Below are 14848 nucleotides of genomic sequence, written 5' to 3' on the forward strand. Positions count from 1 at the left end.
AAATTACAATTAATTAGTGCTTGATAGAGTGGATTGTGGTATAATTTTCTGTAGGTGTTTTTAAGGATTTTTTGTAGATAAGAGACTAGTACAATTGCAGATAGAAGTGGATTTGTTATTTATTGGCGATTGTATAATCATATATGGATAAATAAACGGAGGAACCATGAATGAAGAATAATCTGATCATTATCGTAGTTTTAGCTATAATAATCATCGCAGCAGTTTTGTATTTAGTTGGTTATTTTATGAGAAAGAAAAATCAAATGAAACTCGATGATCTGGAAAAGAGGAAAGAAACGCTGTTCGACTTGCCAGTGATTGAAGAGGTCGATGATGTCAAAAAGATGCATATGGTCGGTCAAAGTCAGAACACATTTAGAGAATGGAATCAACGTTGGACTGAGATTTCTACTCGTTCTTTTGCAGAGCTGGAAAGTCAGATTTTTGAAGTCGAAAATTTAAATGAAACCTTCCGTTTTATGAAAGCGAAAAAAGCAGTTGCTGAAGCAGATCAGACCATGACTGAGATGGAGTCAGAAGTTGAAATTATCCGTAATGGGCTGAAAGAATTACGTGAGAGTGAAGAACGTAATTCGCTTGAAGTGCAAAAAGCTTTAGACGTTTATGAAGAAATCAGTAAATTACTTCATAATGAAAAATCAGAATTTGGTTCTGCATATCCTGAATTACAAAAACAAATCAAAAATATCGAAATCGAATTTACTCAGTTTGTCACTCTGAATACTTCTGGAGATCCAATCGAAGCACGTGAAGTCTTAGAAAATGCTGAACGTCACACGTATGAATTAGACGATGTGATGAAACGTATTCCGCCACTTTATGATGAGCTGAACCGGACATTCCCAGATCAATTAAAAGAGATCGAAGAAGGATATAAACGTCTGCTTAAAGATCATTACGTTTTCCCTGAAAAGAATTTTGAAGATGAATTAAGACGTGTTCAAAAGCGCGTGAAAAATTCAACAGTCGATTTAGAGAAGACCGAAGTAGATGCAGTAGAAGTAGCCAATCGTGATACAGCGAATGCAATCGATGCTTTATATGAAATCATGGAACGTGAGATCAATGCTAAGAAATATGTGATGACGAATCATAAAGTTGTTGGTGATTATATTGCACATGCATTAAAGAATAATCGTCAATTGATGATTGAGTTGGATCACACTTCTCAAAGTTACACACTGAACCATAACGAATTAGGACGTTCAAGAGGTTTCCAAACAGAGATCGAAGAAATAATTCGTCGTTATGAAGATTTCGAACCAAAAATGAAAGAACATACGATTCCTTATTCTGAAGTTCAAGCATTCTTCAAAGATTGCTATAAGATATTAGATGATATCGAAAATCAGCAAGTTGAGATCGATGACTCCCTAAAAGAATTACGTAAAGGCGAAAAAGCTGCTCAAGAAAAAGTTGATCAATATGATTTCAGACTACGTAATATCAAACGCCATGTTGAAAAACAACGTTTACCTGGATTACCAGCTGATTATTTAGAATTCTTCTTTGTAGCAACAGATCGTATTGAAGAATTAAGCAAGGCATTGAATCGAATCCGTATCAATATGGAAGAAATCAAAAAATTGTCTGATCTTTGTAACGAAGATTTAGAATTATTAGATAAGAAAACGAATGATTTAGTCAACTCCGCAGCATTGACAGAACAAATGATGCAATATGCGAACCGTTACCGTCATACGCATGAAGCAATTCGCGTAGCGATGGAAAGAAGTTTAGAACTATTTTCAAAAGAATACAGATATCAAGATGCTCTAGATGAAATTGGTACTGCGCTTGAACGTGTGGAACCAGGTGCGTTTAGAAGAATCGAAGATTTCTACTTCAAAAATAGTAATGTGATATAAAGAATTAAGGGTGAGACAAGCGTCTCACTCTTTTATTTTGATTTATTCTGTCTGTGTGGTTGAACTACAAAAATAGAAAGTATATAATAGGAAAGAATTTCAAAAGAAGAAGGTTTATTAAATGATATATTTCGATAACAGTGCGACAACTCCGATTTATCCTCAAGCTTTAGATACTTATATAAAAGTTAGTCAACGGATCATTGGAAATCCCTCTAGCTTACATGACTTAGGCAATCAAGCGAATCGTCTAATCGAACAAGCACGTAAACAAATAGCTGATTTGATTCAAATGAAGCCAAATGAGATTTACTTTACGAGTGGTGGAACGGAAGGGGATAATTGGGTTTTAAAAGGAACGGCTTTAGAAAAAAAATCTTTTGGCCGTCATATTATTATTTCAAATATTGAACATCCAGCAGTTTCTGAAACAGCAAGGCAACTTTCAGAAAATGGATTCGAACTCTCAATCGCTCCTGTTGATGAACGTGGATTTGTTATAGTGGACGAATTGGCTAAATTAATTCGCAAAGATACCATACTTGTTTCAATCATGGCAGTGAATAATGAAATAGGCTCGATTCAGCCAATTCAAGCGATCAGTGACTGTTTAGTAGATTATCCAACGATTCATTTTCATGTGGATGGGGTCCAAGCAATCAGTAAAGTCAGACAGGAAGAATGGCTAACCCCTCGAGTGGATTTCGCTACGTTTTCTGCTCATAAGTTTCATGGACCAAGAGGTGTAGGGTTCATTTATTGGAAACATGGGCGTAAACTCGCACCGTTACTAAATGGTGGTGGTCAAGAAAAAGAGCAACGAAGTGGCACTCAAAATGTTGCGGGAATTGTTTCTATGGCTAAAGCTTTACGTTTATATAAAGATAAAAAGGCTGAAAAACCAGAACATACTGCAACTATTCGCCGCTATTTGATCGAAGCGTTGCAAGAATATAAAAATGTGACTGTTTTTTCAAAAGAGACAGAAGACTTTGCACCTCATATTTTATGTTTTGCTTTAAAAGGAATTAGAGGAGAAGTACTTGTACATGCATTAGAAGAAAAACAAATATATACCTCAACGACTAGCGCTTGCTCTAGCCGCAAAAAAATGGCCAGTAGTACATTACATGCGATGAAAGTACCTGACTCTTTAGCCACATCAGCTATTCGTGTTAGTTTGGATGAAAGCAATACGATTGCTGAGGCGGAACAGTTTATGATCATTTTTAATCAACTATATAAAAAATTTCTGGTCTTAAATGGTTAATTAGTGCACCATTTATTAGTCGAAAGTCTATTTAAATGAACTATTTTAATTTAACAAACGCTATGTTATAGTGAGTCAAGTAATCGTAATAAAGTAAGTGATCTTAATAGTGTTACAAGAAAATCAAGCTTCACAGAAAAGGATTGAAAATTTTTGAAATATACTGAAATAATGGTCCGTTACGGCGAACTTTCAACTAAAGGAAAAAACAGAAAATTATTTACGTCTCAGTTAGCTTATAATGTCAAAAGGACTCTTGGTGAATTTCCAGCAGTAAAGGTCCATGCTGACCGAGATCGGATGCATTTATTGCTGAACGGAGAAAATAGCACACGTATCATACCAAAATTAGAAAAAGTATTTGGCATTCAAAATTTTTCACCCAGTATTCGAGTAGAAAAAAATATGCCCGATATTCGCGAAATGGTACAAACGATTATTAAAGCTGTCTATCAGTCAGGACAAACCTTTAAAATTACAGCAAAACGTTCTGATCACTCATTTGAATTAGATTCAAACGAATTAAACCGAGAACTAGGTGGAGCTGTTATGGAGGTCTTTCCAGAAATCGGTGTACAAATGAAAAAACCTGATATCAATATTCGGATTGAAATTCGAAAAGAAGGGGCTTACCTTTCCTATGAAACGATACGTGGTGCTGGTGGATTACCGGTTGGTGTTAGTGGCCGTGGAATGTTGATGCTATCTGGCGGAATCGATTCACCCGTAGCAGGTTACTTGTCAATGAAACGTGGTGTGGAAGTGGAAGCTGTGCATTTTGCTAGCCCGCCCTATACAAGCGAACAAGCTCTTCAAAAAGCGAAAGATTTAGCAGCTAAAATCGCGCCATACGCTGGTAGCATCCAATTTATCGAGGTACCGTTCACTGAAATTCAAGAAGAGATCAAACGAGTGGTACCTGAGGGCTATCTAATGACGGTTACACGTCGTATGATGTTGCGTTTGACTGATGCAATACGCGTTGCAAGAAAAGGTTTAGTGATCATCAATGGAGAATCTTTAGGACAAGTTGCATCTCAGACATTGCAAAGCATGGTAGCAATCAACGAAGTAACGACGACACCAATCATTCGTCCAGTCGTATCAATGGATAAAGGAGAAATCATCGAAATCGCTGAAAAAATCGATACCTTTGAGTTAGCAATCCAACCTTTTGAAGATTGTTGCACAATTTTTGCGCCACCACAACCAAAAACAAGACCAAAATTAGATAAAGCACAAGCGTATGAAGCAAGACTTGACATAGAAGGATTAATAGAACGATCGATGGCTGGTTTAAAAGTTAGTGAAATAACTGAACGAAGCGAACTAAAAGAAGAATTTTCTGATTTACTATAAAGGTAGAAATAAGGCTAGGATATAACTCTACGAGTCATATCCTAGCCTTAAGTAATCTGAATAAATAGTGAGAGCAGAAGCAATTCCTTCGGAAATAAGAGAGTTAAATGCTTCTGTCACAACCGTATTTTGATGAGTTTTTTCTAATACCTGCTACATTTTTCACAAACAAGTTGCTCATGATCCTTGAGCATGCTAAACTATATGTATGTGAAATAAGTAACAAGGAGGTTGGAAAATGAAAGAATTACATAAAGAAAAAACAATGCCTAAAGCTACAGCTAAGCGACTGCCACTGTACTTACGTTATTTAAAAATGCTAGGAGATTCAGGTGTTACACGGATTAAATCCAGAGAATTTAGTGACGTTGTTCAAGTCCCACCGGCAACGATTCGTCGAGATTTTTCCCATTTAGGTGAATTAGGACGTAGCGGTTATGGATATGATGTGTCTTATTTGATCGACGTTTTCAGCCAAATTTTAAACACGCAAGAAGAAAAGCGGATTGCATTAATCGGTTGTGGTAATTTAGGCAAGGCGTTGGTTAAAAATAATTTTCGGAGAAATGAGAATTTGAATATTGTTTGCGCATTTGATACGGAACAAGCACTTGTAGGCTTATCGGTTGATGATATCATGATCCAGCCGATGGAAAGCTTGGCAGAAGAAGTCGAAAAGACCGGTGTAACGGTTGCGATTTCCACTGTACCTAGTCAATTTGCGCAAGAAGCAATCAATAAAATCGTTGATGCTGGTATTACAGCGATCCTGAATTTTGCCCCAGATAGGGTAACGGTACCCAAAAATGTGAATGTTCAATACATTGATTTAACAACAGAGCTACAAACGTTGATTTATTTTGATGAAACTTTTTCGAATAAAAAAATATAGAAAGCAAGAATTTTGTCATCTGCTCCTCCTTCCTCTATACTAAATAGAGAGAAGAGGTTAAATTGTAGTGTTTTATGAGCTGGGAACCTGTTGCGTGTTATCTAGCTGCGTGAGTCTACTACACGTTTAAATTAGAGGAGGAATAAGAAATGAAAGTAACAAAAAAAGGCGAAGAAGTAGAAATTATCGGTGTACAACCTGAAGTAGGCGTAAAAGCGCCAGATTTTTCATTAAAAAACTTAAGTGATGAAGTAATAAAGTTATCAGATTTTACTGGTACGCCAGTCTTGATCAGTGTTGTACCTGATATCGATACTCGAATCTGTTCACTGCAAACGAAGCGTTTTAATCAAGAAGCTGGGAAAGTTGAAGGCGTAAAATTCATTACGATTTCGAATAACACAAAAGAAGAACAAGAAAATTGGTGTGCAGCTGAGGGTGTTGATATGGAAATTCTACATGATACAGAAGGAACATTTGGACAAGCGTATGGCTTATTCATTCCTGCGATGGGACGTCTAGCTCGTAGTATTTTTGTGATCAACAAGGAAGGCAAGATTGTGTATGAAGCAATCTCTACAGAAATTTCGGAAGAACCAGACTATGCTGCGGCTTTAGAACAGGCAAAAACAGCTCGCTAATTTTTTTGAAATTGACTTCTATTCAACTTCAATGTAAAATAAACCAAAGACCATGATCAAGAGGAGTACTACTGGTATCGTTCTAGAGAGAAAATCACTTGGTGGAAGATTTTCACATAACCAGTAAGAAGGTAGCTTGGGAGTCAATGATTTGAATGGAGTAGAATGATTCGAGTAGTGATCGTTACCTCACGAATGAGCGGTGTTTGGAGAGCCAGACACAATTTAGGTGGTACCGCGTATAACTTATATACGCCCTAAAATACGAGAGTATTTTAGGGCTTTTTGTATGTTCATCACAGATTATGAACCAATGCCAATCCAGTATAGAAAGAAGGAATCTACATGTCAGAAGAAAAAAATCTACCGACCAAATATCAACCCACAAAAGTAGAGCAAGGTCGCTATCAAAAATGGCTAGACCAAGATCTATTCAAACCAAACGGCAATAAAGAAGCCAAACCGTATTCAATCGTTATCCCGCCACCAAACGTTACGGGTAAACTCCATTTAGGCCATGCTTGGGATACGACGCTACAAGATATGATCATCCGCCAAAAAAGAATGCAAGGCTTTGACACATTATGGCTTCCAGGAATGGATCACGCAGGTATCGCAACACAAGCAAAAGTAGAAGAAAAATTAGCAGAACAGGATATTTCCCGGTACGATTTAGGCCGTGAAAAGTTTGTCGAACAAGTCTGGGATTGGAAAGAAGAATATGCCTCTCATATCCGCGAACAATGGGCGAAAATGGGGCTATCTTTAGATTATAGTCGTGAACGTTTTACTTTAGACGAAGGGTTGTCTGAAGCTGTTCGCAAAGTCTTCGTTTCTTTATACGAAAAAGACCTGATTTATCGTGGCGAATACATCATTAACTGGGATCCAAAAGCAAAAACAGCCCTTTCTGATATCGAAGTTATCCACAAAGATATTGAAGGGGCATTTTACCATATGAGTTATCCACTAACTGATGGAACTGGCGTTGTGGAAATCGCAACGACTCGTCCTGAAACAATGTTAGGAGATACAGCAATCGCGGTTCATCCAGATGATGAACGTTACCAAGCATTGATTGGAAAAACTGTTACATTACCATTGATGGACAAAGAAATCCCGATCATTGCCGATGAATATGTAGATATGGAATTTGGAACAGGTGTAGTAAAAATCACGCCAGCTCATGATCCAAATGACTTTGAAGTTGGTAATCGTCACGATTTACCTCGTGTAAACGTGATGAATGAAGATGGATCTATGAATGATTTAGCAGGAAAATATGCTGGCATGGATCGTTTCGCTGCACGTAAACTAATCGTATCTGATTTAAAAGAAATGGGTCACCTGATTAAAATCGAAACAATGAATCATAGTGTTGGTCATTCAGAACGCACAGGCGTTGTTGTTGAACCTCGTTTGTCTACACAGTGGTTCGTAAAAATGGCACCACTCGCTGAAAAAGCCATCAAAAATCAAGAAACAGACGATGCAGTAGAATTTTATCCACCGCGCTTTAACCAAACATTCTTACGTTGGATGGAAAATGTCCACGATTGGGTCATCTCACGTCAATTATGGTGGGGGCACCAAATTCCTGCATGGTATCATAAAGAAACTGGCGAAATGTATGTTGGCATGGAAGCACCAGCTGACGCAGAAAATTGGACACAAGATTCAGACGTATTGGATACATGGTTCAGTTCAGCATTATGGCCATTTTCAACAATGGGCTGGCCAGATGAAGAAGCAGCTGATTATCAGCGTTATTTCCCAACAAGTACATTAGTAACAGGTTACGATATTATCTTTTTCTGGGTTAGCCGTATGATGTTCCAAAGTTTAGAATTTACCGGACAAGCGCCGTTTAAAAATGTTTTGATGCATGGATTGATCAGAGCAGAAGATGGACGTAAAATGAGTAAATCGCTAGGCAACGGGATCGATCCAATGGAAGTCATCGATAAATATGGGGCCGATGCGTTACGCTGGTTTATGTCAAATGGTTCATCACCAGGGCAAGATATGCGTTTTAGTTATGAAAAAATGGATGCATCTTGGAACTTTATCAATAAAATCTGGAATGCCAGCCGTTTTGTGATCATGAATGTTGAAGGAATGTCTTATGAAGATATTGACTTTAGTGGAGAGAAGACCGTCGCAGATCGCTGGATCTTAACGCGTCTAAATGAAACAGTTGCTCGTGTTACTGACTTATTTGACCGCTTTGAATTTGGTGAAGCAGGCCGCCAGTTGTATAACTTTATCTGGGATGATTTTTGTGATTGGTATATCGAAATGAGTAAAGAGATCCTTTACGGAGAAGATGAATCTGCAAAACAAACAACACGCAGTATTTTGGTGCATACACTAGACCAAATTTTACGTCTATTGCACCCGATCATGCCATTTGTGACAGAAGAAATCTGGGAAAATATTCCGCATGAAGGTATCTCTCTAGTTGTTGCAGAGTATCCTGTAGCTCACGAAGAATTTTCGGATGAAACAGCTGCTCGTGGTATGGAGGTTTTAAAAGAAGTGATTCGTGCGGTGCGTAATATTCGTGCAGAAGTGAATACACCACTGTCCAAACCAATCACATTATTAATCAAAACAAGTGATGAAGCAGTTGATAAATTCTTGATTGAAAACACAAATTACATCGAGCGTTTCTGTAATCCAGACGAGTTGACGATCGCAAGTGATATTACTGCGCCAGAATTAGCGATGTCAGCCGTTCTAACTGGAGCTGAGCTGTACTTGCCATTAGCTGGTTTGATCAATGTGGAAGAAGAAATTGCCCGTTTAGAAAAAGAATTAGATAAATGGACACAAGAAGTCAAACGTGTTCAAGGAAAATTAGCGAATGAACGTTTCGTTTCAAATGCGCCGGATGACGTTGTGGCAGCTGAAAAAGCGAAAGAAAAAGATTATTTAGAGAAACAAGTGGTTGTGAAAGAACGAATTGCACAACTTCGTACAGTAAATTAATGATAAAAAGAGTAAGACGATCATCAGAAATAATCTGATGATCGTCTCACTCTTTTTTTAAATAGAATAAATCAAACTAAATTAGGTTTTTATTATAGTCTATTGAAAGAGATAATTATTGATAAAGTGGATTGTTTTTTTCTTTACTGACCAATCAAGAAATGGTTAAAAAAGAATAACAGTATATACCCGTATGTCGCAACGGACCAAAATTTAAAGAGTAGTAAAATCTTCATATATTCCTTAAACGGTAAATCAGCTAAGCCTGCAACTAAGCACGATAAATCATCTGGTGCAAAAGGTATCAACAGCGTAACGATCATCAATTTTTTAATACCTTTTTCAGGACGGTCTAACATCTTTTCAAATGATAGGTATTTTTTTTTCGAAAGAATAAGCTGAGCAAAAGGCTTTCCGTAGTACCGCGCTAACCAATAAACAATGATATCACCAATCATCAATCCAATATAACTATAGAGTAAACCAGGAAGGCTGCCAAACATTAACATACCAACAACTGTGGAAATACCTCCAGGAAGAATTGGTACAATGACTTGTATCATCTGTAAAAAGATAAAAATCAACACTGCATACTCACCAAATTGTTTCATAAAGTTCTGTAAAGAATGAACCGAATGGAAAATCCCTTTATAATAGCCGTATACCACTATACCAGTAAAACAAATAATTCCTATAATAGGTAGGAAGTAAATGATCCGATGTAGAATTTTTTTCCCCATGGCTGTCGTTTCCCCTCATAATCACTTAATAATTTTTTTCTTAACTCTTTTTAATAGTTGATAAAATAATACGCTGAAAAGAACAAAAACGCTAATAAAAACGCCCACAAGGAAATTTTGTTGTCGATAGTGCATAGTAATTTGATGTTTTCCAGAAGTTAATTCGATTCCTGTGAAATTCCCTAAAATCGATTGAGCTTTAACTTTTTTACCATCAACCGTGATTAACCAGTTCTTATCATAAGGAACGGCTAAGTAAAGTAATGAACGGTCTGGATCTGTTACAGTGATTTCTCCGGTCAATGTTCCAGAGACTTCTTCTTCAAGTTGGAACGCTTGAGCCTGTTGTTTGGTGATTAATGTATCAAAAGTTTCTTGTTGCAGGGTTTTTAATTCGATTACTCTTTCCTCAAGCTCTTTTTCAGATTCAAGTTGTAATTGAACGACGTCATCTTTTTTAAAGTAGCCAAGATTAAATACTTGATTTGTTGCAATATAGACAGCAGGCTGGATTTTTTCTCCATTTACTTTAAAGGAGGTAATCTTTTTCCAATTAATTTCTGGTGCGTAAAGATAAAGTTCACCATCCGCTGTTGTTTTTGTTGTAAGAGTATACTGATTATCACCTTGGGCAGACCAGGTTATGTTTTGTGTGTCTTGAAAATAATCTTGTTCATTTTTTTGAATCTGTTGTAAAATCATTTCTTGATTTTTTAAAGGTTGATTTTTCGCTAATGTTAAGTTAGCAAAATCTTGTAGAACTAAAAAGCCCATCCCAATTGCTTCAGAATTTTCATAGATATTTGTGGATGGATCGCTGGAATGATTTTCTTGATATGATTTTACTTCTGGCGTCAGTTGGTAGTTCACATTCAAAAGTAAATTGATAACTTTAGATTCATCTACATAGGCGATCCTACGGTCATTTTTCTGGTATAACCCTAAAGCCGTCAGCGTATCTTGTGTTTTAGCATCCAATGTAGAAGTATAACTTGAAACACCAGCGTAGCCATATAAAATTGGATTATTGTACCCATTATTTTTTTCGCTATAACCTGCAGCATTGGAATCAATCGTTTGTTTTATTCGGAATAAATTAGGTTGCTCCTTTTGTAAATCAGTAATAAGTCCCTCTTGAATTTTATAGGTTTGCGCAAACTTTTCTTGGTTTCCAAATGGAATATCTTTAAGGCTAATCCAAAAATTAAAGACTAATTCAGAACAGACCAGCAAAAACAAAACGGTACAAACGGTTTTTCTTTTTGAACCATGTGTTTTTTGAATCAACACAATTAAACCAAAAATCAACCAAATGCTAACAAGACTGATGATAAAATAATGATCAGATAAAAGAAATACTTTTTCCTTTGAAAATTTTAAAGAAATATAGCCGATAGTTAATAACCCAGAAAAAATAAGGGGAACAATAAGCCGTAATCTTGCGCCATGCTTCAATTTAAGAAAAGCTTCATATGCAAACTTTATCATCAAAAAGCTAAAGATAAATGTATTTCTATACGGAAACCCCGCGGGATTTTGAAACATATGCCAAATCGTATTCACTAATTCTAACCAGAAGCTAAGGAAAATAAATCCAACCAAAAAAGCTGCCCCTCGTTTTTCCTTCTTAGAAATAGCAGATAGCTGAAAATAAGCGATGAATAGTAAGACCATCAAAATACCAGAAAAAATCGTTGGTAAATGGTCCAAACGCCATTCAAAATTAACACTACCAATGCCGAGCTGTGAAAGAAAATTTAATCCAAATTTAGGTGTTGGTAAAAATGTTTGCCACTCAAAATTCGTTTTTTTGGTAGCTAACATTCCTTCTACAGCTGGAATCAAAATAAAACTCGTACTAATTCCCGTTAAAAAAGAAGTAACAAAAAACAAACGTCCTTCCTTGATAAACAGCCAAATCGATTTTTTTTCAGCAGATTCGGTCTTTTGATAATACCAATAAAGACTGTAGCATACCGCAAAAATGCAAAGCATATACCCCATATAATAATTCGTTACGATAGATAAAAATAAGGCTGCTGAATAAAGTATATACTTTTTGTGATCCCATAAACGTTGAATTCCCAAGACAATTAAAGGCAGTAAAATCAGCGCATCCAGCCACATGAAATTCAAACAATAGACGGTAACAAAGCCACATAAGCTATAAGACGTTGAAAAAAGCAACGTGGAAAAGGTTGATTGCGGATATGTTTTTTGAAGATAATAAAACATCGAACTGCCCATTAGCGAAATTTTTAACGTAATGATCAACAATATAACAATTGGCAGCTGTTCATAAGGAAAAGCCAAGACTAACGCATTAAAAGGGCTTAATAAATAATAGGCACTCAAGGGCAAAATAGTTCCGCCAAGCGCGTCAGAAAAGGAATACAATGAATAAGTATCCCCTTGGAAAAACTGTTTAAAAGCACTTAAAAATGGCATATATTGTGTGCCTAAATCACTTACCAGGAGATTATTATTTCCTAAAGGGGCTAATCCTAAAATCGACCAAAGTATGCTTAATAATAGGAAAGGAAGGAAGAAACTTCCACTGACTAATAAACTTTTTTTTATTTTTGACATATTTTATACTGCTCCTCTATTCTAATGATTTGTACCTGTTTTAGGATAAAGGTTCAATCAATCATACAAAATCAAACGAACTACCTGCAACAATAGTATTATTGAAAACTAAATAGTCCTAAAAAAGACTTTAATAGCTTTCTTTCTAAGACTCTAGTCTATCATGGGACTAGGTGTTGATGCAAAAAAATCTGTATTTCATTTATAAGTGGATTCTTATTTTTTATCAAAATTCTTTTTCTTTTATTGTGAAATCAATCATTTCCGGAATTAATGAGGTTATTTAGTGAAAAGCACCTCAGCTTTCGATATAATAGGTAAGGAGGAGTTGATAAGATGTCATTAGTGATAGAAGAAGCAATCGATTGGATCCATAGTCGGCTACTATTTGGTTCTAGACCTGGTCTTGACCGAGTGGAAACATTATTAAAAAAAGTCGACAACCCTGAAGAAAAAGTCCCAACGATCCACATAGCAGGTACAAATGGGAAAGGGTCTACTGTAACTTATTTACGTTGTATGTTAGAAGAATTAGGACTCAAGGTAGGAACGTTTACTTCTCCGTACATTGAGCACTTTAATGAACGAATTGCAATTAATGGACATGGAATTTCAGACGATCATATCATTCGATATGTGGAAAAATACCAAGAATTGATCAAAGAGATGGACCAAGAGTCTGAGAGTGCAGGTATTACCGAATTTGAAACATTGACTGTTATGGCGCTTGATTATTTTTTAGAGGAGCAAGTTGATATTGCCATTATTGAAGTTGGTCTTGGCGGCTTACTAGATAGTACCAATGTAGTAAAACCAATGCTGACTGCAATCACAACGATTGGAAAAGACCATACTGAAATTTTGGGTGATACGCTTGAAGAAATTGCCTTTCAAAAAGCTGGAATCATTAAAGAGGGAATTCCTGTTGTGACTGGGAACATTGAGGAAGATGCATTTGTTGTGATCAATGAAGTCGCTGGCAAAAAACATAGTAGAGTCTATCGTTATGAGAAAGACTATAAAACAGAATATCGGCATCCAGATAAAAATTGGGGTGAAATCTTTGATTTTTATGGTGAGGCGGGCAAGTTGCCTAAGGTCAAAGTTTCACTATTAGGTCGTCATCAAGTAGAAAATGCGGCCGTTGCTATTCAGTTATTCTACCTTTATTGTGAAACATTACAAATCAATTATACTGACAGAGATATTTATCAAGGTTTAGCTAAAGCAAAATGGCCTGCTCGAATGGAAAAAATCAGTGATGAACCATTGATCATTTTAGATGGGGCACATAATGATCATGCTGTGCGTCGTCTGGCCGAAAATTTAAAAAAAGAATTTCCCGATCGAGAGATCCATATTTTATTTTCAGCATTAGCATCAAAAAATATTGATCAGATGATTGCGCTATTAAGGAAAGTACCAAATGTTCATTTATATTTGACTACCTTTGATTATCCAAGAGCAATCGAATTGAACAAAATGGAACATTTTGAAGATGAGAAAACCGAGATCGTTTCATTGTGGCAATTTGGCTTAGGTGAGATATTAGAAAAAATGTCTGCGGATGATTTAATGTTAGTAACAGGCTCACTTTATTTTGTTTCGCAAGTACGTGAATTATTGCTGAATCTAGGATCTGGCGATGAGGGTTAGTCTTTTAGAAAAAAGACAAAAAATAATTGTGGTAAAGAACACCACATTTATTTTTTCTATTTTCTTGTTGAGACTGAACGAGCCCGCTTCGCTTTTAAATTAGGAGGAAATCATGAAAAAAATCGATGGTGTAATTTTTGATATGGACGGTTTATTATTTGATACGGAGCTTATTTATTATCAATCAACGCAAAAAATAGCAGATAAGATGGGTTTTCCATATAGTAAAGAAATCTATTTAGAATATGTCGGTGTGTCAGATGAAGAGGTGCAAGAAAATTATCATCGAATCTATCAGGATTTTGGGAAAGAAAGAGTGGATGAGTTTATTCAGCGCTCTTATGACGATACCTATCAAGTCTTTGAATCAGGTGAAGTCCCTTTAAAAGAAGGTGTTCTGGAGTTACTTGATTTTCTTGATCAACAAGAAATACCAAGGCTTGTTGCTTCAAGCAATGTCAGACCAGCAATTGAATTATTATTGGAGGGAGCAGGGATCAAGGAACGCTTTTCAGGAATTGTTTCAGCAGAAGATGTGACTCGAGCAAAACCAGACCCGGAAATTTTCCGAAAAGCCTTAGATAACCTTGGGACCAAGGCTGAGCATACCTTGATCTTTGAAGATTCGTTTCATGGTGTAACAGCAGCAGATGCGGCTGGAATCCCAGTGATCATGGTGCCAGATTTATTGGCGCCAACAGATGAAGTCAAAGAAAAAACGTTAGAAATCTTTGAAAGTTTAATCCAAGTGCCAGCATATTTTAAAAAATAGAATTATCACTCCTTTGCGTATCTTTTAATAGAAGTGCATAAAGGAG

Annotated in this window: 10 protein-coding genes and 1 other annotated feature; of the genes, 8 read left to right on the forward strand and 2 right to left on the reverse strand. The window is 36.3% G+C overall.

Translation table 11 applies throughout. From position 1 onward, the window contains the following. The first annotated feature begins 170 nt into the window (after positions 1-170). From ezrA to AC4BC4_RS03395, 6 genes are all read left to right on the forward strand, one after another. Positions 171-1892, forward strand: a complete 1722-nt coding sequence (gene ezrA / locus AC4BC4_RS03370; RefSeq protein WP_438757199.1) for a septation ring formation regulator EzrA — start codon at positions 171-173, stop codon at positions 1890-1892. A gap of 121 nt (positions 1893-2013) precedes the next feature. Further along, positions 2014-3162 (forward strand): cysteine desulfurase family protein, encoded by a 1149-nt coding sequence (locus AC4BC4_RS03375; protein ID WP_490476782.1) that lies wholly within the window; start codon positions 2014-2016, stop codon positions 3160-3162. Between the two features lie 153 nt (positions 3163-3315). Further along, positions 3316-4521, forward strand: coding sequence for a tRNA uracil 4-sulfurtransferase ThiI (thiI, locus tag AC4BC4_RS03380; protein WP_490476783.1), 1206 nt, complete (start codon positions 3316-3318; stop codon positions 4519-4521). A 238-nt stretch (positions 4522-4759) separates the two neighbouring features. Further along, positions 4760-5413: a redox-sensing transcriptional repressor Rex gene (locus AC4BC4_RS03385; protein ID WP_438757196.1), complete on the forward strand. Its 654-nt coding sequence runs from the start codon at positions 4760-4762 to the stop codon at positions 5411-5413. A gap of 149 nt (positions 5414-5562) precedes the next feature. After that, positions 5563-6054 carry a thiol peroxidase gene (gene tpx, locus AC4BC4_RS03390; RefSeq protein WP_490476784.1) on the forward strand — a complete coding sequence of 164 codons (492 nt, stop codon included), beginning with the start codon at positions 5563-5565 and terminating at the stop codon, positions 6052-6054. A 43-nt stretch (positions 6055-6097) separates the two neighbouring features. Then, positions 6098-6317: a binding site (T-box leader), on the forward strand. Between the two features lie 82 nt (positions 6318-6399). Then, positions 6400-9045 carry a valine--tRNA ligase gene (locus tag AC4BC4_RS03395; protein ID WP_490476785.1) on the forward strand — a complete coding sequence of 882 codons (2646 nt, stop codon included), beginning with the start codon at positions 6400-6402 and terminating at the stop codon, positions 9043-9045. A 143-nt stretch (positions 9046-9188) separates the two neighbouring features. On the opposite strand, the gene AC4BC4_RS03400 is transcribed toward AC4BC4_RS03395, so the two are convergent. Next, positions 9189-9785, reverse strand: a complete 597-nt coding sequence (locus AC4BC4_RS03400; RefSeq protein ID WP_438757193.1) for a TVP38/TMEM64 family protein — start codon at positions 9783-9785, stop codon at positions 9189-9191. A 21-nt stretch (positions 9786-9806) separates the two neighbouring features. Further along, entirely contained in the window at positions 9807-12374 is a 2568-nt protein-coding gene (locus AC4BC4_RS03405; protein ID WP_490476786.1) for a YfhO family protein, read from the reverse strand. Positions 12375-12710: 336 nt separating this feature from the next. Between AC4BC4_RS03405 and AC4BC4_RS03410 the strand changes: the two genes are divergently transcribed. Beyond that, positions 12711-14030, forward strand: a complete 1320-nt coding sequence (locus tag AC4BC4_RS03410; RefSeq protein WP_438757191.1) for a bifunctional folylpolyglutamate synthase/dihydrofolate synthase — start codon at positions 12711-12713, stop codon at positions 14028-14030. A 112-nt stretch (positions 14031-14142) separates the two neighbouring features. Beyond that, positions 14143-14802 carry an HAD family hydrolase gene (locus AC4BC4_RS03415; RefSeq protein ID WP_438757190.1) on the forward strand — a complete coding sequence of 220 codons (660 nt, stop codon included), beginning with the start codon at positions 14143-14145 and terminating at the stop codon, positions 14800-14802. Positions 14803-14848 lie beyond the last annotated feature (46 nt).

The sequence above is a fragment of the Enterococcus sp. AMC1086 genome (genome assembly GCF_058216575.1).

Bases quoted from the DNA above. Each gene is read 5' to 3' on its own strand.
- ezrA (WP_438757199.1), top strand. From the start codon at position 171: ATGAAGAATAATCTGATCATTATCGTAGTTTTAGCTATAATAATCATC.
- AC4BC4_RS03400 (WP_438757193.1), bottom strand. From the start codon at position 9,785: ATGGGGAAAAAAATTCTACATCGGATCATTTACTTCCTACCTATTATA.
- AC4BC4_RS03405 (WP_490476786.1), bottom strand. From the start codon at position 12,374: ATGTCAAAAATAAAAAAAAGTTTATTAGTCAGTGGAAGTTTCTTCCTT.
- tpx (WP_490476784.1), top strand. From the start codon at position 5,563: ATGAAAGTAACAAAAAAAGGCGAAGAAGTAGAAATTATCGGTGTACAA.
- AC4BC4_RS03375 (WP_490476782.1), top strand. From the start codon at position 2,014: ATGATATATTTCGATAACAGTGCGACAACTCCGATTTATCCTCAAGCT.
- AC4BC4_RS03410 (WP_438757191.1), top strand. From the start codon at position 12,711: ATGTCATTAGTGATAGAAGAAGCAATCGATTGGATCCATAGTCGGCTA.
- AC4BC4_RS03415 (WP_438757190.1), top strand. From the start codon at position 14,143: ATGAAAAAAATCGATGGTGTAATTTTTGATATGGACGGTTTATTATTT.
- AC4BC4_RS03395 (WP_490476785.1), top strand. From the start codon at position 6,400: ATGTCAGAAGAAAAAAATCTACCGACCAAATATCAACCCACAAAAGTA.
- AC4BC4_RS03385 (WP_438757196.1), top strand. From the start codon at position 4,760: ATGAAAGAATTACATAAAGAAAAAACAATGCCTAAAGCTACAGCTAAG.